The organism is Streptomyces sp. NPDC093544 (assembly GCF_040683495.1).
In the GTDB taxonomy this organism is placed as follows: domain Bacteria; phylum Actinomycetota; class Actinomycetes; order Streptomycetales; family Streptomycetaceae; genus Streptomyces.
Genome location: NZ_JBFBEA010000014.1, coordinates 170,045 through 191,361, shown reverse-complemented (window position 1 = coordinate 191,361; position 21,317 = coordinate 170,045). Strand labels below are relative to the sequence as shown.

Sequence of the window (21,317 nt, the reverse complement as noted above, 5' to 3'; positions counted from 1 at the left end):
AGGCCTCACGAGGACACTTCGCGTGGATGCTTCACGGGGATGCTTCACAACGACGAGGGGAGCGGGCGGATGACCGACAGCACCGTGCGGATCGAAGGGAACACGCTGTGCCTGCCGGGCGAGGTGCGGGTGCGGTTCATACGGACCTTGCGCCTGCCCGAGAAGGGCACGCACGCGCTGCCTCCGGGACTCGGCGAGTTCCCGATACGTCGGGTCGAGGACTACGCGGGCACGGTGCCCGCCGAATGGCGGGCGCGCGGCGGTGTGATGCTGCCGGTGTATCTGCGCGAGGCGATGTGGCTGAGTTTCGGGGGTACGGCGGAACCGGCCGCTCTACAGGTCGGCGTGGGCAAGGTGTGCGCGGTCTCGGGCAAGCCGTGGAGTTCCCGGCTCGGCCGGGACCCGCAGAACTATGTGGTGCTGCCGCGTCAGCCGTGGCTCGACGGGATCAACTCCGGCAAGGGAACGGTCCGCCAGTTCGTGGCGGTGCCCCTTGGCCTGGGCGCCACCGTCGAGGGCCAGGTCACCGGCGAGGAGGTGTGGGGCGGCGTGCAGTTGCAGTCGTTCCCGCTGAGCGAGGGGGACCTGCGTGCCTGGCGTGAGGCGGAGCGCCGCAGGGCCGCGGCGCACAGGGAGATGACGGTGTCCGTCGGGGGCTACGGCGCCGCGTTCCCGATGGCCGCAGCGCCCGCCTTTGGCGGCGCACCGGGTCCCGCCCGCGCACCGGGCGGCCGGGCGGGCAGCGCTCCGGCGATGGGTCTCGGGGTCGGCGGCTCGATGCGTCAGGAGGTCTACGAGGACGACCGACCACTCAAGGGCTGGGCCGAGGAGCCCGCCGGGCGGGTGTTCGTGCACCTGGTGACGCCTCCGGAGTGGCGCCGCATCACGGGCGAGGCGCCCCCGCCGTCCCCCGTGAACCGCGCGGCCTACACCAGGGCGGGGCTCCCGTGGTTCGACTACTACGACCAGGACGCCACGGACCTCTCCCCCACGGACACGCTCAGCTCGGTGCAGTCGGTGGGCGACTGGCTCGGTGACGACCATGAACCCTGGCAGCAGCCCTCGCCCGACCAGGTGAAGCCGCTAGGGGACGCGCCGGGCAAGCCGGTCGAGGACGGTGACTGGTAACCGGCCAAGATCCCGTTGCGCAATCCGCAACGCCCATGGCCTTTTTTGCACTTCGCGGGTGCCGCGCGCCAAGGTGGCTGTCGCAGGTGAGGCAACCGACACCCGGGGTGCAGGTATGAGCAGTGGGTCAGATCGGGCACGCGGCTCGGGCGGCGGCTGGACCAGGCGTCGTTTCGTCGGCACGCTGGCAGGGGCCGCCTCGGTGACGACGGTCGCGGCATCGGCCGCCCTCACGTCGGATCCCTCGCCGGCCGCCCCCAAAACGGTTCCGCCGACGGCCGGTTCTGCGGAGGGGACGACCGCGCCGACGGCCGGCTCGTCCGCGCCCTCCGTCGGCGGCTCGGGAGCCCGCCCGCTGTTCCTCGGGACGTACACCTCGGTCGAGGGCGGCGGAAAGGGCATTGGCCTGGCCACGTACGACTCCGTGACGGGCGGCATCACCAGCACTGGCGCCGTCATCACCGGCGTCGGCGACCCCTCGTATCTCGCAGCGCATCCGGACGGCCGCACGCTGTACGCCGTCGATGAGCGGGAAGCGGGCAGGGTGACGGCCGTAGGGCTCGCCCAGAACGACGTTCTCGGCACGCGCGGCACCGGTGGCGCGAGCCCCTGCCATCTGTCCGTGCATCCGAGCGGACGCTGGCTGCTGAGCGCCAATTACGGGTCGGGGAGTGTCGCCGTGCACCCGATCGACGCCTCGGGTGCGCTCGGCGAGCGCACCGACGTCGTCACGCACTCGAGCCCCGCGCCCGGTCCGGGTCAACAGGGGCCGCACGCCCACCAGTTCATCACCAGCCCCGACGGCGGCCATGTGCTCGCCGTCGACCTGGGCACCGACACCGTCTACAGCTACCGACTGGACGAGTCCAAGGGCACGCTCACCGAGGTCTCCCAGGCTCATACCCGGCCAGGTGCGGGACCACGCCATCTCACCTTCCACCCCGACGGCCGCTTCGCGTATCTCGCCAACGAGGTCGACAACACGGTCGCGGTCTGCGCCTACGACGCGGCCACCGGGCGGCTCACGCCGGGCGACCCGCAGCCCACCGGGACGGGTGAGGGCACGAGTTATCCGGCGCAGATCCTGGTGACGTCGCACGGGTCCTACGCCTATCTCGCCAACCGGGGCCACAACAGCCTCACGCGCTACGCGGTCGAGGCGGACGGCGCCCGTCTGAAGCTCCTGGACACCGTGCCGGTCGGCGGCGACTTCCCGCGCCACATCGCCTTCTCGCCGGACGAGACGTTGCTGTTCGCGGCGAACCAGAGGTCGAGCACCGTCAGCGTCTTCCACGTCGACGGCGAGAGCGGTGAACTCCGGCTCGCGGGTGAGCCGTTCGCCTCACCCGTCGCCGTCTGTGCGCTGCCGCTGTAGCGCGCGGGGGCAGGACGCGGAGCTGGCCTGGTTGAGCAGGACATGCATCCGCTCGGTGAGCTGCGCGACGGTGTCGGCGGGCTTGTGGAAGGGCAGCCGTACATCGCCGTTGCCACGCACCCGCTCGATGCGCAGCGTGAGTCCGTGGCGGTCGACGGCAAGGGGCTGGACGCGCACAGCGCCGTGCAGGCTGTCCGGTTCGACGAGCCGGGTCAGCCGGTCGACCGCGTCCGGGTGGGCCTCGGCGAGATGGGTGAGCAACGCGGACTCCGCAATGGCGAGGGGGTCCGGGTCGGCGTCGGCCAGTTCATTGAGGTCGACCACGACCGTCCCGGACGGTTGGCGCAGCACCGCGCGCGTCGGACGGAACGCCAGATGCCCTTCCTCGGGAGCGAACCAGCCGGCGAGCCACAACCGGGCACGGATCCGGTTCCGTACGGGAACGGGTGCGACATCGGCGAACTCCAGGACTGCGGACGGCTCGCCGCGAGGTGCGCAGATCGCGGCCGTGAGCAGCATGCTGTCGTCCGGCACGTGCAGGAGGATCCTGCCGTCCGCGGCCACGGAGTGCGCACCGACGAACTCCTCCCGGCCGCCTTCCGCGGTCACCGCGCATGACCATGCCGCGGCGAGCACCGAACGCGCGCGCTCCGCCGCGGCAGGCGCGGCCGTCCAGGTGTGACGGTCACCCATCAGACTCCTCCTTAGGTAAGGCTTGCCTAACCTATCGAAGATCCGGGTGTACGCCAACCACACTCGCCATCGTTTGAGAGCGCTTTTGACGAGCGGCGACCGGACCGGGTCTCAGCGACCTCAGCGACCGGGCCTCAAGGACCCCAGGGACAGGGCCTCAGGGAGCAATCGCACCCAGCAGCGCCCGTGCACACAGATCGCGCACCTGTTCCCGGCTCAACTCCGAGCCCCGCAGCCACTCCAGGCAGACGGCCGTGGTGAAGGCCAGCCAGCCGCGCACGGCGATCCGCAGCTCAGGCTCCCCCTCGGGCGTACGGCCGATCTCCGGATCCGCGGCGAGCGCCGCCAGGATCTGCCGCTCCTGCGCGGCCAGCGCCTGCTGGTACACCTTCCGTACGGCCTGGTCGCCGGCCGCGTCGGCACGGTGGAAGGCACGGAAACCGTGCGCGTGCTGCTCGACATAGCCGAGGAAGGTGTCGAGGCCGGCGCCGAGCTGCTCGCGCACAGGAATCCCGGGCACCGCCGCCGTCATGCGCAGCATCCGCTTGCTCTCGCGCTCGACGACGGCCGCGAAGAAGTCCCGCTTGGTCGGGAAGTAGTGGTACAGCAGTCCGCGGGAGACTCCGGCGATCTCGGCGACCTGCTCGATCCACACCTCGTCGTACGGGCTCTCCGAGAACAGGCGCGCCCCCACCGAGAGAAGCTGCTCCCGGCGTTCTTCGGTGCTGAGGCGACGGCGTACCCGCTCCCGCTGGTTCCCGGACATGCCCGCACTTTACTTGACGTCGGTTCAATAACGGGATCACACTGAATTCCGCTATTGAACCGGCGTACAACAGACTCAATCTGCCGCAGGGACAAGGGAGATGGCGTCATGGCGGAGACGACAGCGGCCACGCTGCCCAAGGGGTTCCGCAGTGCCGAGCTGGGCTGGCCGGAGCTGCACCGCATTCCGCATCCGCCGCGCCGGGTCCCGCTGATCGGCGACGCGATCGGCGCCAACGTCCGTACGCCCATTCAGGATTCGCTGCGGCTAGGGCGGCGGCTCGGGCCGATCTTCCGGCGCAAGGGCTTCGGCAAGGAGATCGTGTTCGTCTGGGGCGCGGACCTCGCGGCCGAGCTGGCCGACGAGTCGCGGTTCACCAAGCATGTGGGCCTCGGGGTCGCCAACCTCCGCCCGGTCGCCGGGGACGGACTGTTCACGGCGTACAACCACGAGCCGAACTGGCAGTTGGCGCACGACGTCCTGGCTCCGGGCTTCAGCCGTGAGGCCATGGAGGGCTACCACCCGATGATGCTCGCGGTGACCGAGCGCCTGATGGACCGCTGGGACCGGGAGCGGGCGGCGGGGAACGCGGTCGACGTGCCCGGCGACATGACGAAGCTGACGCTGGAGACGATCGCGCGGACCGGTTTCGGCCACGACTTCGGTTCCTTCGAGCGCTCCCGGCCGCATCCCTTCGTGAACGCGATGGTGGGCACACTGAGCTACGCCCAGCGCCTCAATTCCGTCCCCGCACCCCTGGCCCCGCTGCTGCTCCGCGGCCCCTCACGTCGCAACGAGGCCGACATCGCGTATCTCAACCGCACGGTCGACGCCGTGGTGACGGACCGTCAGTCCTCAAGCGGAGAAGGGGATCTGCTCGACCGCATGCTGGAGACCGTCCACCCCGAGACCGGGGAACGCCTGGCGCCGGAGAACATCCGCCGTCAGGTCATCACCTTCCTGGTAGCGGGCCACGAAACGACTTCGGGCGCCCTCTCCTTCGCCCTGCACTACCTCTCCCGGCACCCGGACATCGCCGCCCGCGCCCGGGCCGAGGTGGACCGCGTGTGGGGTGACACGGCCCGGCCCGGCTACGACCAGGTCGCCAGACTCCGGTACGTACGCCGCGTTCTCGACGAGTCCCTACGGCTCTGGCCCACCGCACCCGCCTTCGCGCGCGAGGCCCGCCTGGACACGGTCCTCGGCGGCGTCCATCCGATGCGGCAGGGAGCGTGGGCGCTGGTCCTGACGGCGCTGCTGCACCGGGATCCGGACGTCTGGGGCGCGGACGCCGAGGAGTTCGACCCGGAGCGCTTCGACGCCAAGGCGGTACGGTCGCGGCCCGCGCACACCTTCAAGCCGTTCGGCACCGGGGCGCGGGCCTGCATCGGCCGGCAGTTCGCGCTGCACGAGGCGACGCTGGTCCTGGGGCTGCTGCTGCGCCGCTATGAGCTGCGACCCGACCCCGGCTACCGGCTCCGCGTGGCCGAACGACTGACGCTCATGCCGGCGGGGCTGCGGCTGCACCTCGAAGGCCGTGCGCCCGTACCGGACTCAGCGCTCGGCCGTCCAGTGGCCCGGGCGGGTGAGTGACTCCGGCAGTTTCGTCCCTGCGCTGCCCCTGGCGGCGTTCAGCTGCGGCTGGGTCAGGAAGAAGGCGCCGGTCAGGTCGGCGTCCGTGAGGTCGGTGTCACGCAGGTCGGCGCCGATCAGGTCAGCGCCTCGCAGGTCGGCGCCTGTGAGATCGGCGGCGATGAGGTAGGCGCCGCGCAGTCCGGCACCCCGCAGGTCGGCGCCCTTGAGCCGGGCGCCCATCAGATCGGCGCCCCGGCGGTCCTTCTTGCTCCCCCGGCCGACTCCCGCGCGCATGAGTTCACTGGTCCGCAGCAACAGCACGTTGACCTCCTGCCGGTGTGCGCCCACATCCAGCTCACCCAGTTCTTCCGGGGTCCGGTGCGTGAGGTGCTCGGTCCTGTCGAGCGCGTCGCGGAGGTCGGCGTGGAGGGGTTGGGCGGCGGGAAGTGTCAGGGCCTCTTGCAGATACCAGAGCAGTTCGTGAAGTTGGCGCACGACCGGGAAGACGTCGAACATCTGCTGGGCCTGCTCGCGAGTCCCCTCGCGCCAGTCCCGGCCGCCGAAGGTGAGCTGCGAGACCTTCTGGCCGGCGCCGAAGCAGTCGTACACCGTGCAGCCGGTGAAGCCCTTCTGCCGCAGTTCCGTGTGGATGCCGCACCGGGAGTCGGTCCGCAGGTTCGGGCACGGCTTCCCGGCGGGCTTGTCGATCGCGAAGTCGGCCGAGCGGGTGAAGGGGAGCGCGACGCAGCAGAGCCCGAAGCATGCGCCGCAGTCGGCCTCGAGGTCGAGGCGCCGGTCTTCGGCTGGTCCGCTGTCCTCTTGCATGGTGCCCAGCGTACTGAACTGGGGCTATGCGGTTTTCGCCCCCTCCGCCCCTACCCGTCCCTTGTTCCTGGGAGCTGCACCCCCAGACCCCCGCTGTCGGCCTGAACGGCCTCGTCCTCAAACGCCGGACGGGCTGAAGAATCCCCTGGGGGAGGGTCAGCCCCTCCGGCGCTTGAGGAGCGGGGGTCCAGGGGGCGGAGCCCCAGGGGCAAGGGTCGGGTCGGGGCGGAGGGGGCGAAAACACCTCACCTGCACCACCACGACCCCGCCCCGCCCTGCTTCTGGAGATTTGGAGGCACACCAGGTATCCAGGCAGCCATGGACAACACACCAGCCCCCCGCGGGCTGCCCGCCCCTCCTCCGCAGGGCGCGAGCGCGCTGCCGCCCGGGACGTACGAAGGCTCCCTCGTCCTGGTCACAGGCGGCGGCACCGGACTCGGCAAGGCGATCGCGACGGAGTTCGCCCGGCTCGGCGCCGACCTGGTGATCGCCAGCCGCGACGAAGAGCATCTGCGTTCCGCGCAGAAGGAGTTGGCGGCCTCGGGCACGCGGGTGACCACGACCGTGTGCGACATACGGGACCCGGACCGCATCGCCGCGGTCTTCGACGCCTGCGGCCTGCCGGACGTACTGGTCAACAACGCCGCCGCCAACTTCCCCGTACCCGCGGAGGAGATGTCCCCGAACGCCTGGCGTGCGGTCGTCGACATCACGCTCACCGGAACGTTTCTGATGACCCGTGAGTTCGGCAGGCGTCATCTGGCCGCCGGCACACCCGGCTCGATCATCAACGTCGGCGCGTCGTACGCCTGGACGGGCGGCCCAGGCTTCGCGCACAGCGCGGCGGCCAAGGCCGGCGTACGCAACCTGGTGGAGACGCTGGCCGTGGAGTGGGGGCCGTACGGCATCCAGATCAACGGGCTGGTGCCCGGGCTGATGCCGCACGAGGACATGACCGCCGACATCCGCGGCAACCTGGACCGGGCTGAGGGACACGACATGCGTCAGCCCGCGCTCCGGGTGGGCGCCCCACGCGAACTCGGCTGGGCCGCCACCTTCCTGGCCTCCCCCTACGCCCGTTTCATCACCGGCCACACCCTGGTGGTGGATGGCGCGAACTGGCAGCGCAGGGGGATCGTCAGCCCGCCGGTGGTGCCGGTGAGGGAGCAGCTGGGGCGGGGCCCCTTCACCGGCTGACCGTCCCGGCGGCGCGAGCCGAGCATCCGGAAACCACAGCCCTCAAGTGGCCGCGGTTCTCCTCGAATCGGCCCGCGAGCAGTTCCTTGTCGTTCATCAGTCCCCCATACCTCCGGCATGTCGACCAGAACTGATCAGAACATGTCGGTCACTTCCCTTCGAAGCGCGGTACGCGGCGGGCGCCCTTGGCCGCGTATCCCTCGCGCGAGTCCTCGGACGTCAGGGTGAGCGCCGCCGACATGGCGGTGCGATCGAGCGCGGCGGCGAGACCGGCGTCCGCGTAGGCGTCGATGTCACGCTTGATCCCCTGCACGGCGAGGGGGCCGTTCGCCGCGATCTCGGCGGCGACGCCACGGGCCGACTTGTCCAACTCGGCTTGTTCGACAACCAGTTGGAGCAGATGCAGGCGCTCCGCCGTGGCCGCGTCCAGCCGCCGCCCGGTCAGCGCGAAAAACTTCGCCCAGCCGGCGCCCGCCTCGCGTGCGATCCGCAGATCACCACCCGCGTCCACCGCGACCCCGAGCTGGGCCTCCGGAAGCGCGAACACGGCGTCACCGGCCGCGATCCTGATGTCCGCCATCAGCGCGAGCTCGAATCCGAAGCCCAGGCAGTAGCCCTGTACCGCCGCGACGACCGGCTGCGGCAGATGCGCGAAGGCGGCGAACCGCTCGTGTGCCCAGCGCAGGCCCTCGTAGTAGTTGCGGGCACGCTCGGAGCCGGAGCGGCCGATGATCGCACCGCCCGGCGCCGTGACGTCGATCCCCGCGCAAAAAGCCCGGCCCTCGGCCCGCAACAGGACCACCCGGATCGACTCGTCGAACCGGATGCGGTCGGCGAACAGGCCTAGTTGGCGCGTGGACTCCCAGCTCCAGGCGTTGAGTTTCGCCGGGCGGCAGAGGGTGAGGACGCCGATGCCGTCCTCGACGTCGAGGCGCAGCCGCTCCTCACCCTCCGGGATGTCCGTACGCGTGGTGTCGATCATCCGTGCCCCCTCTGGATTCTGACGGCCCGTCAGAATCCTAGGGGGCTTCAGGACTTCAGGACCTCAGACCTCGTCGCGCGTGAGTGCCAGCAGCCGGTCCAGGACACGCGGTCCACCCGCCCGTACGCCGTCGTGCTCGAACTCGTCGGTCACCCAGGTACGCAGCCCCCGGATGGCGCGCGCCGTACGCAGGGCGTGCCCGGTGTCGACGTACATGTCGTCGTGGTAGACCGCAGCGGCGACCGGCACCTCGTTGGCGGCGAGCCTGGCGGGGTCGTACAGCACCGGCCAGTCGGTGCGGGCAGCCAGTTCCTCGGCGGTTTCGCGCAGCGGGCGCAGCGCCGGGTCGGTGTCGAAGGTCCAAGGGTGCACGGACTCACCGGTGAACAGCACCGGCCGGTCGTCCGCGAGTGCCTTGGCCGCGTCGAACTGCGGGAACTCGGCGCGCACCCGCTCCGCGGACCAGTCGGTGGGGCGGTCGCCCTGGGCGTAGCAGGCCTCGTGGACGAGGGCGTACAGCGGGTGGCCCGCGTACGACAGCAGCCCCAGCACCTCCTCCTGGAAGGCGTCGGAGAGAGCCGGGCCCTGTGGGGTGCGGACGAAGGCCTGCTCCAGGAGGTAGTGGAGGCGGTGGCTGCCCTCGCCGCCACCGAGGAGGATGCCGAGCGACTGGAAGGCCTCGGCGGTCAGGTGGAAGCCGCCGGGCAGGACCGGCTCGTGCTGGAGGAGGTACTCCGCGATCCGGCGGGCCCGCTCGACGTCCTGTGGGTAACGCGCGTAGTGCGCGACGACCTTGCGCTCGATACGCGGATACGCGGCCCGGTAGACGTCGTCCGCGTGGCCGTCCAGGGTCGGCAGCCCGCCGGTGATCAGGGCGGCGCTCAGGCCCTCGGGCGCGGTGGACAGGTAGTGCACCGCGCAGAAGCCGCCGAAGCTCTGGCCGAGTACGGTCCAGGGGGCACCGCCGGTGAGCAGGCGGCGGATGATCTCGCAGTCTCGGACGATGGAGTCGGCGCGGAAGTGCTCGAGGTAGTCGGCCTGTTCGCTCGGGCCACCGCGCAGGGGCAGGGTCTGCCGGTTGGCGGGGGTGGAGTGGCCGGTGCCGCGTTGGTCGAGGAGCAGTACCCGGAAGTCCTTCAGGGCTCGGCCGAGCCAGGCCTGCTTGCCGACGAAACGATTCGCCCCGAAACCGGGACCACCCTGGAGATAGACCAGCCACGGCAGGTCCTGGTGTGCCTTCTCGCTCGCGACCACCTCGCGGGCGAACACCTCGATACTCTCCCCCGCCGGATCGGCGTGGTCGAGAGGCACGGTGAAGTGTCGGTCGGTGAGAACGACACCGGGCTGGCGGTAGCTGACGGTCAACAGGGCTCCCGAGACGAACGGTTTCCAGGCTGCGCCCCAGTTGAGCACATGATCCGCGGGCTGCCGAGCCCGGGATCAAGAAATCCTACTGAACAGCGGCTCAGCGCGAAAGTGGCCGCAACTGAACGGTCACTCAGCGCGCCGACAGGCTGGAACGGCGCACCACCAGCTCCGGCTGGAGCACCACGCGCCGGTGCTCGTGCGGCGTGGGCGCGGTCTCCGCCTCGGTCTCCTCCAGGAGCAGCTCGGCGGCGAGGGCTCCCATGGTCACGGCGGGCTGGCGTACAGAGGTGAGCGGGACGGCCGCGGCGGCGGCGAACTCGATGTCGTCGTAGCCGACGATCGCGAGGTCGTCGGGGACGCCGACCCCGGCCGCGTACATGGCCTGCAGCACGCCGAGCGCGAGCAGGTCGTTGGCACAGAAGACGGCGGTCGGGCGGTCGGCAAGGCCCAGGAGCCGGGCGCCGGCATCGCGCCCGGCGGCTACGTCGAGCCGCTCGGTGGGCAGCTCGCGCATGCGCTCAGGGCCGAGCCCCGCCTCGGTCAGGGCGTTCAGGGCGCCCGTCCTGCGGTCCCTGACCTGGTTGAGGCCTGGGGGCCCGCTGACGTACGCGATGGAGCGGTGACCTGCGTCGATGAGATGACGTACGGCCAGCGCGCCGCCCGCCACGTCGTCGACCGAGACCGAGCACTCGGTGGTGCCGTCAGCCACCCGGTCGACGAGCACGAACGGGATGCCGTTGCGGCGGAAGGCCTCGATGTTGCGCCCGCTCGCGTCCGTCGGCGTGAGCAGCACACCGCGCACCCGCTGCTCGGCGAAGAGGGAGAGGTACTCGGCCTCCTCGCTCGCGCTCTGGGCACTGTTGCAGACCATCACGCCGAGCCCGGTGTCCCGCGCGGCGCGCTCGGCGCCGCGCGCGACGTCCACGAAGAACGGGTTGCCCATGTCGAGGACGAGCAGGCCCATGATCCGGCTGCGCCCGGCCCGCAGCTGGCGCGCGGACTCGCTGCGGACGTAGCCGAGCCGGTCGATCGCGGACAGCACGCGGGCACGGGTCTCGGTGGCGACCGAGTCCGGGCGGTTGATGACGTTCGAGACCGTGCCGACCGAGACTCCGGCGGCGCGGGCGACGTCCTTGATACCCACCGAATGGGCCATCAGGCAGGGACCTCCAGGGGCACGGGAAACGGCACGCGGATCATCACATTACCCGCGGGTCCGCCGAAAGCAGTGGTCACGCGGGCAGCCGGAAATCGACGACACGCAGCGGTGAGGGCGCCCTGCCACTGGACTTCCCGGTCAGGGTGACGGACAGGCCTGGGTCGGCCGCGTGCGCCGTACCGGCTGCCAGGCCTGGGCTCGCCCCCCGAGCCCACCAGAGCGGTCGCCGACAACGTGCGTCGCCTCATGGCCTGGAAGGCGAACAAAAGGCGCACAAGACGTCCTGGAGGGTCCTGGAAGTCTTGGAGGGTCCTGAAAGTTCTAGAAGTCGAACTGGTCGATGTTCTTGGCGTCGAAGACCGTCGGCTTGCCCAGGTTGATCACACCGTCCTTGCCGATGGTGAACTCGCCCATGGCACCGGCCTTGAAGGTCTCGCCCTCCTTGCCGGTTATCTGTCCCGAGGACATGGCCACGGCGGTCCGCGCGGCCAGCTCGCCGAGCGTCGCCGGGTTCCACAGCTCGAAGGCCTCGACGGTGCCGTTCTTGACGTACTTGCGCATGTCGTTGGGGGTGCCGAGGCCGGTCAGCTTGACCTTGCCCTTGTACTTGGAGCCGGACAGGTACTGGGCGGCGGCCTTGATGCCGACGGTGGTCGGGGAGATGATCCCGGCCAGCTTCGGGTACTCCTGGAGCAGGCCCTGGGTCTGCTGGAAGGACTGCTGGGCGTCGTCGTTGCCGTACGCGACCTTCACCAGCTTGATGTCCTTGTACTTGGGGTCCTTCAGCTCGTCCTTCATGAAGTCGATCCAGGTGTTCTGGTTCGTCGCGGTCTGCGCGGCGGACAGGATCGCGATCTCGCCCTTGTAGCCGATCTGTTCGGCGAGCAGCTGCACCTCGGTACGGCCCAGGTCCTCGGCGCTGGCCTGCGACACGAAGGCGTTGCGGCAGTCGGGCTTGGTGTCGGAGTCGTACGTGATGACCTTGATGCCGTTCTTCATGGCCTGCTTGAGCGCGGTGCACAGAGCGCCCGGGTCCTGCGCGGAGACGGCCATGGCGTCGACCTGCTGCTGGGTGAGCGTGTTGACGTAACTCACCTGGCCGCTGGTGTCGGTGGCGCTGCTCGGGCCGACCTCCTTGTAGCTGGAGCCCAGTTCCTTGAGGGCCGCCTCGCCGCCCTTGTCGGCAGAGGTGAAGTACGGGTTGTTGACCGCCTTGGGCAGGAAGCCGACGGTGAGGCCCTTCTTGGTGGCCGCGTTCGGGTCGGCGGTGCCGGCCGCGGCGGCCGAGCCTGTCTCGTTGCTGACGTCCTTCTTGGTGGTCCCGCCGCAGGCCGTGGCGGCCAGGGCGAGCGAGGTGACGGCGGCGAGGGCCACACAGGTGCGGCGGAGGGATGACTTGCGCATGGCGGGGTCCTTTGAACGAAGGTGAGCGGACGCGCCCTGAAGGGGCGCGGGACGGTGTCCATTTGCGGCTCCGCCGCGTGGGCGCGACCAGCCACAACGGACCGGCAGCTTTCGAACAGCCCATCTATGTCAGCCTTTGCGCCCGAGCGACTGAGATCTGCCGTGCGACCCGCGGACCGAGCACGGACAGGACGAGCAGGACGCCGGTGACGACGATCTGCGACTGGGCCGAGACATCCTGCAGGCTCATCACGTTCTGCAGAGCCCCGAGCAGAAACACCCCGGCGATGGCGCCACCGAGCGTGCCCTTGCCGCCGTCGAAATCGATGCCGCCGAGCAACACGGCGGCGACGACGGACAGTTCGAGTCCGGTGGCGTTGTCGTAGCGGGCGCTGGCGTAGTGCAGCGCCCAGAAGATGCCGGTGAGCGAGGCCATGAAGCCGGTGGCGACGAACAGGAGCAGCTTCTGCCGCTTGACGCGGATGCCCGCGAACCGGGCGGCCTCCTCGTTCGCGCCGACCGCGAAGGCGGACCGCCCGAACGGGGTGGCGTGCAGCACGACCACGGCGATCACGAGCAGCACCAGGAAGGGCAGGAACGCGTACGGGATGAAGGTGTCGCCGATGCGTCCGGCCGCGAAGTCCAGGTACTGGGTGGGGAAGTCGGTCACCGCGTCCGAGCCGAGCACGATCTGCGCGATGCCCCGGTAGGCGGCGAGCGTACCGATGGTGACAGCGAGGGACGGCAGCCCGAGCCGCGTCACCAGCAGACCGTTGATCAGCCCGCACACCACGCCCAGCAGCAGGCACAGCGGGATGATCGTCTCGATGGTCATGCCCTGGTTCCACAGCGCGCCCATCACCGCGCCGGACAGCCCGGCCGTGGACGCGACCGAGAGGTCGATCTCTCCCGCCACGACCAGCAGGGTCATCGGCAGCGCGATCAGCGCGATGGGCAGCGTGTTGCCGATCAGGAACGACAGGTTGAGCGCGTTGCCGAAGCCGTCGACGAACCCGAAGGAGAACAGCAGGACGACGAGGAGGAGCACGCCGACGGCTGAATCCCACCTTTTCAAGGCGGGCCGGCGGACGGCGCGCGTGAGAGCGGAGTCAGCCATGGCGGGCGTTCCTCTTCTTCAGGGCGGTCGCCACCCGCAGGGCGACGATCCGGTCGACCGCGATGGCGAGGATGAGCAGGATGCCGTTGATGGCGAGCACCCAGACGGAGCTGACCCCGAGCGCGGGCAGCACACTGTTGATCGAGGTGAGGAGCAGTGCGCCGAGCGCGGCCCCGTAGACGCTGCCGGAGCCGCCGGTGAAGACGACACCGCCGACCACGACCGCGCTGACGACGGTGAGTTCATAGCCGTTGCCCGTACCGGAGTCCACGTTGCCGAACCGGGCGAGATACAGGGCGCCCGCGAGCCCGGCGAGGCCGCCGCAGACGACGTACGCGGTCAGGATCCGCTTGCGGACAGGGATGCCGGCGAGCCGCGCGGCCTCCGGGTTGGAGCCGAGCGCGTACAGCTCGCGTCCGCTGCCGAAGTGCTTGAGGTAGTACGCGGTGACCACCACGACCGCCACCGCGATCAGCGCGAGCCAGGGCACCGCCGAGATGCCGTCGGAGCCGAAGTCGATGAAGGAGTCGGGGAGGTTGGCCGCGGTGATCTGGCGGGAGCCGACCCAGATGGAGTCGATGCCGCGGATGATGTAGAGCGTGCCGAGGGTGACGACGAGCGCGGGCACCTGACCGAGGCTGACCAGCAGCCCGTTCACCAGTCCGCAGCCGACGCCGAGCAGGATCGCGAGGGCGAGCGCGACGACGGGGTTTCCGCCGCCCTGGAGATAGTTGCCGGCCGCGAAGGCACTGATGCCGAGCGTCGAGCCGACCGACAGGTCGACGTTCCGGGTGATCACGACCAGCGACTGACCGGTGGCGACGAGCACCAGGATGGTCGCGTTCAGCAGCAGGTCCTTGATGCCCTGCTCGGAGAGGAACTCGCTGTTGCCCAGCTGGGTGATCACGATCATCACCAGGAAGACGGCCAGGATGGCGAGTTCCCGCATCTTGAAGACACGGTCCACCAGCCGGGTGCCGCTCGACTTGGGCACCTCGGCGGCGGGCGCCGGATTCGGGTTGGGCGCGGTCACGGTCACGCGTCGGCCCTCCCTGTGACGGTCGCCTTCATACAGCGGCCCTCCCCGTCATGGTCGTCGTCATGCGGCGGCCCTCCCGGTGGCTGCGGCCATCACTGATTCCTCGGTGGCTTCGGAGCGCGGGATCTCGGCGGTGAGCCGCCCCTCGTGCATCACGAGGACACGGTCGGCCATGCCGAGGATCTCGGGCAGGTCGGAGGAGATCATCAGGACGGCCACCCCGTCGCCGGCCAGCTCGCTGAGCAGCCGGTGCACCTCGGCCTTCGTACCGACGTCGATGCCACGGGTCGGCTCGTCGACGATCAGCACCTTGGGTCCGGTGGCCAGCCACTTGGCGAGAACGACCTTCTGCTGGTTGCCGCCGGAGAGCGTGGACACGGCGTCGGCGATCCGCGCGTACTTCACCTGGAGCTTGACCGCCCAGTCGAGCGAGCGGCTTCGCTCGGCGCCCCGGTCCACCAGTCCGGCCTTCACGGTCGTACGCAGCCCGGTCAGGCCGATATTGCGCTCGATGGACATGTCCATCACCAGGCCCTGGGCGCGCCGGTCCTCGGGTACGAGGGCCAGCCCCGCGGCCACGGCCAGAGAGGGCGCGCCGTTCGTCAGCGGCTTACCGTCGACGGCCACCTCACCGCCGTCCCACCGGTCGACGCCGAACACCGCCCGGGCTACTTCGGTGCGACCGGCGCCGACGAGCCCGGCGAGACCGACGATCTCACCGCGCCGGACATCGAAGGAGACATCGCTGAAGACGCCCTCGCGGGTGAGCCGCCGTACGCTCAAGGCCACTTCGCCCGCTTCGACGTCCTGCTTGGGATAGAGCTCGTCGAGGTCACGGCCGACCATCCGGCGTACGAGATCGTCCTCGGTCATGCCCTCCAGCGGTTCGCTGGAGATCAGGGCGCCGTCCCTCAGGATGGTCACCCGCCGGCATATCCGGAAGATCTCCTCCAGCCGGTGCGAGATGAACAGCACGGCCGCACCCTGCTCGCGCAGGGTGCGGACGACGCCGAACAGACGCGCCACCTCGCTGCCGGTGAGGGCCGCGGTCGGCTCGTCCATGATCAGGACGCGGGCGTCGAAGGAGAGGGCCTTGGCGATCTCGACGATCTGCTGGTCGGCGATGGACAGGCCGCGCGCCGGGCGGTCGGGGTCGAGTTCGACGCCCAGGCGCTTCATCAGGGCCAGGGTCGCGGTGCGCGTGGCCTTGTGGTCGATGCGGCCGAGGGAGCGCCGAGGTCGGCGGCCCATGAAGATGTTCTCGGCGATCGAGAGGTCGGGGAAGAGCGTGGGCTCCTGGTAGATCACCGCGATGCCCGCGTCCCGGGCGTCGGCGGGACCGTGGAAGACGGTGGGCTCGCCGTCGAGCAGCACCCAGCCGGCGTCCGGTCGGTGCACGCCGGCGAGCGTCTTGATGAGGGTCGACTTGCCCGCGCCGTTCTCGCCGGCGAGTGCGTGCACTTCGCCGGGGAACAGTTCCAGGGAAACGTCGCGCAAGGCACGTACGGCGCCGAAGGACTTGGAGATGTCCTCAAGCGCCAGGACGGGGGCCGGGCCCGCGTCGGACCGGTGGGTCATGGGGGCTCCTCAACGACGCGGGCCGAGAAGCCTCACGACGTCGTGAAAGGTTTCAACTAGGTTGCCGGGACGTTAGACATGTAGCCCAGGTCACGTCAATGGGTCCGCCTCGAAAATCTCGATATCCAGCGGTCACAAGAGAGTTACGAGAAACAGCCCCCGCCAGAAGGGTTGACAGCCCCCTGGCAGCCTCATAGTTTCGCTCTCTGAATCGTTTCATCCAGACACCTTTCAGACGTCTTTGAGACGCCCTTCAAATGCCTTCCGGACGCGTTCCAGACCGTCTTCAAGACCAGATGTCACAGGAGCCCTGAAGTGACCGAGCTCGCCGCGGTGAAAGCCGCTCTCAAGACCCAGGCAGTAGAGACGCCGTCATGGGCGTACGGGAACTCGGGAACGCGTTTCAAGGTGTTCACGCAGCCCGGCGTACCGCGCGATCCGCGCGAGAAGCTGGACGACGCGGCGAAGGTGCACGAGTTCACCGGGGCGGCCCCGAGCGTCGCGCTGCACATCCCCTGGGACAAGGTCGAGGACTACGCGGCGTTGGCGAAGCACGCGGAGGAGCGTGGACTGAAGCTGGGCACGATCAACTCCAACACCTTTCAGGACGACGACTACCGGCTCGGCAGCATCTGCCATCCGGACGCGGTGGTGCGCCGCAAGGCTCTTGATCATCTGTTGGAGTGCGTCGACATCATGGACGCGACGGGTTCGAAGGACCTGAAGCTGTGGTTCGCCGACGGCACCAACTACCCGGGCCAGGACGACATCCGCGAGCGTCAGGACCGGCTCGCCGAGGGCCTGGCGAAGGTGTATGAGCGCATCGGCGACGACCAGCGGCTGTTGCTGGAGTACAAGCTGTTCGAGCCCGCCTTCTACACGACGGACGTGCCGGACTGGGGCACGGCGTACGCCCACTGCCTCAAGCTCGGTGCCAAGGCGCAGGTCGTGGTGGACACCGGGCACCACGCGCCCGGCACCAACATCGAGTTCATCGTCGCGACGCTGCTGCGTGAGGGGAAGCTCGGCGGCTTCGACTTCAACTCACGCTTCTACGCCGACGACGACCTGATGGCGGGCGCCGCCGACCCCTTCCAGCTGTTCCGGATCATGTACGAGGTGATCCGCGGCGGCGGCTTCACACCGGACATCGCTTTCATGCTCGACCAGTGCCACAACATCGAGGCGAAGATCCCGGCGATCATCCGGTCCGTGATGAACGTCCAGGAGGCCACGGCGAAGGCGCTTCTCGTCGACCGTTCCGCGCTTGGTGAAGCACAGCGGGGTGGGGATGTACTGGCGGCGAACGCGGTGTTGATGGATGCGTACAACTCGGACGTGCGTCCGCTATTGGCCTCCTTGCGGGAGGAGTTGGAGCTCGACCCCGATCCCGTGGCGGCGTACCACCGGTCCGGGTGGGCAGCGAAGATCTCTGCGGAGCGCGTGGGTGGGCAACAAGCCGGCTGGGGGGCGTAGACGCTGTGCTGCCTTGCGCTGTGCTGCGTCGCGTCTGCCGGGTTCCGGCGGTGGCAGGCTGCGGGCCGTCTGTGGCTGGTCGCGCAGTTCCCCGCGCCCCTGGAGGGGCGTCTCCGTGCACGTTGGTTTTCTTGTGAAGGACTGATCATGGCTATCCATTCCGAAGCCGCTGCTCTGCTCGCCCGGTCCCGTCGGCTTGGTGCTGACGCCCGTAACACCAACTACGCGGGCGGCAACACGTCCGCGAAGGGCACCGATACCGATCCCGTCACCGGTGGTGATGTCGAGTTGATGTGGGTCAAGGGGTCGGGGGGTGATCTCGGGACCCTGACCGAGGGCGGGCTCGCTGTGTTGCGGCTGGACCGGTTGCATGCGCTTAAGGGCGTCTATCCGGGGGTGGAACGCGAGGACGAGATGGTCGCCGCGTTCGACTACTGCCTGCACGGCAAGGGGGGCGCCGCTCCGTCCATCGACACCGCGATGCACGCTCTGGTGGACGCGCCGCACGTCGACCACCTGCACCCCGACTCGGGCATCGCGCTCGCGTGCGCGGCGGACGGGGAGAAGCTGACCGCCGAGTGCTTCGGGGACAGCGTGGTGTGGGTGCCGTGGTGCCGGCCCGGTTTCCAGCTCGGGCTGGACATCGCGGCGGTCAAGGAGGCCAATCCGGGGGCGATCGGCTGCGTCCTGGGCGGCCACGGCATCACCGCGTGGGGTGCCACGGCGAAGGAGTGCGAGGGCAACTCGCTGCACATCATCCGGACGGCCGAGGCCTTCCTCACCGAGCGCGGGAAGGCGGAGCCGTTCGGGCCGGTGCTCGACGGTTACGGCGCACTCGACGCGTCGGAGCGCCGCGAGCGGGCCGCCGTCCTGGCCCCGTACATCAGGGCGATCGCCTCGCGGGACAAGCCGCAGGTCGGCCACTTCAACGACTCGGCGGAGGTGCTGGACTTCGTCTCCCGCGCCGAGCACCCGAGGCTCGCCGCCCTCGGTACCTCCTGCCCGGACCACTTTCTCCGTACGAAGGTCAGGCCGCTGGTGCTTGACCTGCCGCCGACCGTTTCGGTCGAGGACGCGGTCGCCCGCCTGGGTGAGCTGCACGCCGAGTACCGCGAGGAGTACGCCGCCTATTACACGCGGCACGCCGACGCCGACTCCCCCGCCATGCGCGGCGCGGACCCGGCGATCGTCCTGATCCCCGGTGTCGGCATGTTCAGCTTCGGCAAGGACAAGCAGACCGCACGGGTGGCCGGCGAGTTCTACGTCAACGCGATCAATGTGATGCGCGGGGCGGAGGCCGTGTCGGCGTACGCGCCGATCGAGGAGTCGGAGAAGTTCCGCATCGAGTACTGGGCGCTGGAGGAGGCCAAGCTCCGGCGGATGCCGAGGCCCAAGCCGCTGGCCACCCGGGTGGCCCTGGTGACGGGCGCCGGGAGCGGGATCGGCAAGGCGATCGCCCGTCGGCTGGCTGCCGAGGGCGCCTGTGTCGTGGTCGCGGATCTCAACGCGCAGGGGGCGGCCGACGTCGCCGCGGAGCTGGGCGGTCCCGACAGGGCCGTCGCCGTCACCGTCGACGTGACGTCGGAGGACCAGATCGCCGAGGCGTTCAAGTCGGCGGTGCTCGCCTTCGGCGGCGTCGATCTCGTCGTGAACAACGCCGGTATCTCCATCTCCAAGCCGCTCCTGGAGACCACTGCCAAGGACTGGGATCTCCAGCACGACATCATGGCCCGGGGCTCCTTCCTCGTCTCGCGCGAGGCGGCCCGCGTGATGAGCAGGCAGGGCCTGGGCGGCGACATCGTCTACATCGCCTCCAAGAACGCGGTATTCGCCGGTCCCGACAACATCGCGTACTCCGCGACCAAGGCCGATCAGGCTCATCAAGTACGGCTACTGGCAGCCGAGTTGGGCGAGCACGGGATCCGGGTCAACGGGGTCAACCCGGACGGTGTGGTGCGCGGCTCGGGGATCTTCGCGGCCGGCTGGGGCGCACAGCGCGCGGCGACGTACGGCATCGAGGAGGAGAAGCTCGGCGAGTTCTACGCGCAGCGGACGATCCTGAAGCGTGAGGTGCTCCCCGAGCATGTCGCGAACGCCGTGTTCGCCCTGACAGGTGGGGAGTTGACGCACACGACGGGGCTGCACATCCCGGTCGACGCCGGCGTCGCCGCCGCGTTCCTGCGATGACGACGACCGCCTCGTTCGCCGCGGTCGACCTCGGCGCGTCCAGCGGGCGCGTCATGGTCGGCCGTGTGGGCCCCGACTCGCTGGACCTCACCGAGGCGCACCGCTTCCCGAACCGGCCGGTCCGCCTTCCCGAAGGGCTGCGCTGGGACATTCTCGCGCTGTACTCGGGGGTCCTGGACGGTCTGCGGGCGGCAGGGCAGGTCGACTCCGTGGGGATCGACAGCTGGGCGGTGGACTACGGCCTGTTGGACGCGGACGGAGCTCTGCTCGGCAACCCGGTGCACTACCGCGACCCGCGCACCGAGGGCGTAGCGGAGAAGGTGTGGGCGTCGGTGCCCGCTCCGGACCTGTACGCGGCGACCGGGCTCCAGTACGCGCCCTTCAACACCCTGTACCAGTTGACGGCGGCCCGCTCCTCCCCCCAACTCGCCTCCGCGCGGCGCCTGTTGCTCATCCCCGACCTGCTGGCGTACTGGCTCACCGGCAAGGCGGGCACCGAACTCACCAACGCCTCCACCACCCAGCTGATCGACCCCCGCACGCGCGACTGGTCCTACGACCTCGCGGCGCGGCTCGGCATCGACCTCGGCCTGTTCGCGCCGCTGCGCCGCCCCGGAGACCCGGCGGGACTGCTCCAGCCGCACGTCCTGGAGGAGACCGGGCTGACCGGCCCGGTCCCGGTGACCACGGTCGGTTCGCACGACACCGCCTCGGCGGTGGCCGCGGTGCCCGCCACCGGGGAACGCTTCGCGTACATCTGCACCGGGACCTGGTCCCTCGTGGGCCTGGAGCTGGACGGGCCCGTGCTCACCGAGGCGAGCCGGGCGGCCAACTTCACCAATGAGCTGGGCCTGGACGGCACGGTCCGCTATCTGCGGAACATCATGGGGCTGTGGCTGCTTCAGGAGTGCCTGCGGGAGTGGGGGGATCCGGAGCTGGACGATCTGCTGCCCGCGGCGGCCGAGGTGGCGCCGCTGCGCTCCGTCGTCGACGCGGGCGACGCGGCGTTCCTGGCCCCGGGGCGGATGCCGTCCCGGATCGCCGACGCCTGCCGGGAGTCGGGCCAGCCGGTGCCCCGGTCCCCCGCCGAGGTCACCCGCTGCATCCTCGACTCGCTGGCCCTGGCCCACCGTCGGGCGATCACAGAGGCCCAGTCCCTCGCCGACCACCCGGTCGACGTCGTGCACATCGTCGGCGGCGGCGCCCGCAACGACCTGCTGTGCCGGCTGACCGCCGACGCCTGCGGTCTGCCCGTGGTGGCGGGCCCGGCGGAGGCGGCGGCACTGGGCAACGTTCTCGTGCAGGCCCGCGCGCACGGACTCGTCGGCGACCGTGCGTCGATGCGGCAGCTTCTGGCTCGTACACAACCCTTTCGGCGATACGAGCCCGGGGGCGACGCGGGCGCCTGGCGTGCCGCGGAGGACCGGCTGCTGACCGGCCCGTGAGAG

At 70.1% G+C, this 21,317-nt stretch carries 17 protein-coding genes; 7 read left to right on the top strand and 10 right to left on the bottom strand.

Features of this window, described 5'->3' with window-relative positions; translation table 11 throughout:
* Positions 1–69 precede the first annotated feature (69 nt).
* Together AB0N66_RS22595 and AB0N66_RS22590 are read left to right on the top strand one after the other, a co-directional pair.
* Complete coding sequence (locus AB0N66_RS22595; protein ID WP_365437941.1) at positions 70–1,128, top strand: hypothetical protein; 1,059 nt, start codon at positions 70–72, stop codon at positions 1,126–1,128.
* A gap of 115 nt (positions 1,129–1,243) precedes the next feature.
* Positions 1,244–2,503 (top strand): lactonase family protein, encoded by a 1,260-nt coding sequence (locus AB0N66_RS22590; RefSeq protein ID WP_365437938.1) that lies wholly within the window; start codon positions 1,244–1,246, stop codon positions 2,501–2,503.
* Here the strand turns inward: AB0N66_RS22590 and AB0N66_RS22585 are convergent.
* Complete coding sequence (locus AB0N66_RS22585; protein ID WP_365437935.1) at positions 2,471–3,196, bottom strand: DUF2470 domain-containing protein; 726 nt, start codon at positions 3,194–3,196, stop codon at positions 2,471–2,473. The genes AB0N66_RS22590 and AB0N66_RS22585 overlap by 33 nt on opposite strands.
* A 157-nt stretch (positions 3,197–3,353) precedes the next feature.
* Complete coding sequence (locus AB0N66_RS22580) at positions 3,354–3,962, bottom strand: TetR/AcrR family transcriptional regulator (protein ID WP_365437932.1); 609 nt, start codon at positions 3,960–3,962, stop codon at positions 3,354–3,356.
* Positions 3,963–4,070: 108 nt separating this feature from the next.
* Here AB0N66_RS22580 and AB0N66_RS22575 point away from each other — a divergent pair, with 108 nt between their 5' ends.
* On the top strand, positions 4,071–5,555 hold the full coding sequence (locus AB0N66_RS22575) for a cytochrome P450 (protein ID WP_365437930.1): 1,485 nt from the start codon (positions 4,071–4,073) through the stop codon (positions 5,553–5,555).
* Here AB0N66_RS22575 and AB0N66_RS22570 read toward each other — a convergent pair.
* A complete protein-coding gene (locus AB0N66_RS22570) occupies positions 5,517–6,362 on the bottom strand; it encodes a pentapeptide repeat-containing protein (RefSeq protein ID WP_365437927.1) in 846 nt (281 codons plus the stop codon). The genes AB0N66_RS22575 and AB0N66_RS22570 overlap by 39 nt on opposite strands.
* A gap of 318 nt (positions 6,363–6,680) precedes the next feature.
* On the opposite strand from AB0N66_RS22570, the gene AB0N66_RS22565 reads away from it, so the two are divergent.
* The gene (locus AB0N66_RS22565) at positions 6,681–7,559 is read left to right on the top strand and encodes an SDR family oxidoreductase (protein WP_365437924.1); all 879 of its coding nucleotides are present in this window, start codon (positions 6,681–6,683) and stop codon (positions 7,557–7,559) included.
* A gap of 148 nt (positions 7,560–7,707) precedes the next feature.
* On the opposite strand, the gene AB0N66_RS22560 is transcribed toward AB0N66_RS22565, so the two are convergent.
* The 7 genes from AB0N66_RS22560 to AB0N66_RS22530 form a co-directional block, all read right to left on the bottom strand.
* Complete coding sequence (locus tag AB0N66_RS22560; RefSeq protein ID WP_365437921.1) at positions 7,708–8,541, bottom strand: enoyl-CoA hydratase/isomerase family protein; 834 nt, start codon at positions 8,539–8,541, stop codon at positions 7,708–7,710.
* Positions 8,542–8,604: 63 nt separating this feature from the next.
* Entirely contained in the window at positions 8,605–9,906 is a 1,302-nt protein-coding gene (locus AB0N66_RS22555; protein WP_365437918.1) for an alpha/beta fold hydrolase, read from the bottom strand.
* Between the two features lie 133 nt (positions 9,907–10,039).
* Positions 10,040–11,065: a LacI family DNA-binding transcriptional regulator gene (locus AB0N66_RS22550; RefSeq protein ID WP_365437915.1), complete on the bottom strand. Its 1,026-nt coding sequence runs from the start codon at positions 11,063–11,065 to the stop codon at positions 10,040–10,042.
* A gap of 324 nt (positions 11,066–11,389) precedes the next feature.
* Complete coding sequence (gene rhaS / locus AB0N66_RS22545) at positions 11,390–12,472, bottom strand: rhamnose ABC transporter substrate-binding protein (RefSeq protein WP_365437912.1); 1,083 nt, start codon at positions 12,470–12,472, stop codon at positions 11,390–11,392.
* Positions 12,473–12,596: 124 nt separating this feature from the next.
* A complete protein-coding gene (locus tag AB0N66_RS22540; RefSeq protein ID WP_365437909.1) occupies positions 12,597–13,589 on the bottom strand; it encodes an ABC transporter permease in 993 nt (330 codons plus the stop codon).
* Complete coding sequence (locus AB0N66_RS22535; protein ID WP_365437906.1) at positions 13,582–14,628, bottom strand: ABC transporter permease; 1,047 nt, start codon at positions 14,626–14,628, stop codon at positions 13,582–13,584. The genes AB0N66_RS22540 and AB0N66_RS22535 overlap by 8 nt, the downstream gene beginning before the upstream one ends.
* Before the next feature lie 60 nt (positions 14,629–14,688).
* Positions 14,689–16,206 carry a sugar ABC transporter ATP-binding protein gene (locus AB0N66_RS22530; RefSeq protein WP_365437904.1) on the bottom strand — a complete coding sequence of 506 codons (1,518 nt, stop codon included), beginning with the start codon at positions 16,204–16,206 and terminating at the stop codon, positions 14,689–14,691.
* Between the two features lie 315 nt (positions 16,207–16,521).
* Here AB0N66_RS22530 and rhaI point away from each other — a divergent pair, with 315 nt between their 5' ends.
* The 3 genes from rhaI (at position 16,522) to AB0N66_RS22515 (ending at position 21,314) form a co-directional block, all read left to right on the top strand.
* On the top strand, positions 16,522–17,682 hold the full coding sequence (rhaI, locus tag AB0N66_RS22525) for an L-rhamnose isomerase (protein WP_365437901.1): 1,161 nt from the start codon (positions 16,522–16,524) through the stop codon (positions 17,680–17,682).
* A 147-nt stretch (positions 17,683–17,829) separates the two neighbouring features.
* Positions 17,830–19,869, top strand: coding sequence for a bifunctional aldolase/short-chain dehydrogenase (locus tag AB0N66_RS22520; protein WP_365437898.1), 2,040 nt, complete (start codon positions 17,830–17,832; stop codon positions 19,867–19,869).
* A complete protein-coding gene (locus tag AB0N66_RS22515; RefSeq protein WP_365437896.1) occupies positions 19,866–21,314 on the top strand; it encodes a rhamnulokinase family protein in 1,449 nt (482 codons plus the stop codon). Before AB0N66_RS22520 ends, AB0N66_RS22515 begins: the two co-directional genes overlap by 4 nt.
* Positions 21,315–21,317: the final 3 nt, after the last annotated feature.

What these genes read in the sequence shown, in the direction of transcription:
- AB0N66_RS22590 (WP_365437938.1), top strand. Translation starts at nt 1,244, where the DNA reads ATGAGCAGTGGGTCAGATCGGGCACGCGGCTCGGGCGGCGGCTGGACC.
- AB0N66_RS22585 (WP_365437935.1), bottom strand. Translation starts at nt 3,196, where the DNA reads ATGGGTGACCGTCACACCTGGACGGCCGCGCCTGCCGCGGCGGAGCGC.
- AB0N66_RS22560 (WP_365437921.1), bottom strand. Translation starts at nt 8,541, where the DNA reads ATGATCGACACCACGCGTACGGACATCCCGGAGGGTGAGGAGCGGCTG.
- AB0N66_RS22550 (WP_365437915.1), bottom strand. Translation starts at nt 11,065, where the DNA reads ATGGCCCATTCGGTGGGTATCAAGGACGTCGCCCGCGCCGCCGGAGTC.
- AB0N66_RS22580 (WP_365437932.1), bottom strand. Translation starts at nt 3,962, where the DNA reads ATGTCCGGGAACCAGCGGGAGCGGGTACGCCGTCGCCTCAGCACCGAA.
- AB0N66_RS22515 (WP_365437896.1), top strand. Translation starts at nt 19,866, where the DNA reads ATGACGACGACCGCCTCGTTCGCCGCGGTCGACCTCGGCGCGTCCAGC.
- AB0N66_RS22570 (WP_365437927.1), bottom strand. Translation starts at nt 6,362, where the DNA reads ATGCAAGAGGACAGCGGACCAGCCGAAGACCGGCGCCTCGACCTCGAG.
- AB0N66_RS22575 (WP_365437930.1), top strand. Translation starts at nt 4,071, where the DNA reads ATGGCGGAGACGACAGCGGCCACGCTGCCCAAGGGGTTCCGCAGTGCC.
- AB0N66_RS22565 (WP_365437924.1), top strand. Translation starts at nt 6,681, where the DNA reads ATGGACAACACACCAGCCCCCCGCGGGCTGCCCGCCCCTCCTCCGCAG.
- rhaS (WP_365437912.1), bottom strand. Translation starts at nt 12,472, where the DNA reads ATGCGCAAGTCATCCCTCCGCCGCACCTGTGTGGCCCTCGCCGCCGTC.
- AB0N66_RS22520 (WP_365437898.1), top strand. Translation starts at nt 17,830, where the DNA reads ATGGCTATCCATTCCGAAGCCGCTGCTCTGCTCGCCCGGTCCCGTCGG.
- AB0N66_RS22595 (WP_365437941.1), top strand. Translation starts at nt 70, where the DNA reads ATGACCGACAGCACCGTGCGGATCGAAGGGAACACGCTGTGCCTGCCG.
- AB0N66_RS22540 (WP_365437909.1), bottom strand. Translation starts at nt 13,589, where the DNA reads ATGGCTGACTCCGCTCTCACGCGCGCCGTCCGCCGGCCCGCCTTGAAA.
- AB0N66_RS22530 (WP_365437904.1), bottom strand. Translation starts at nt 16,206, where the DNA reads ATGACCCACCGGTCCGACGCGGGCCCGGCCCCCGTCCTGGCGCTTGAG.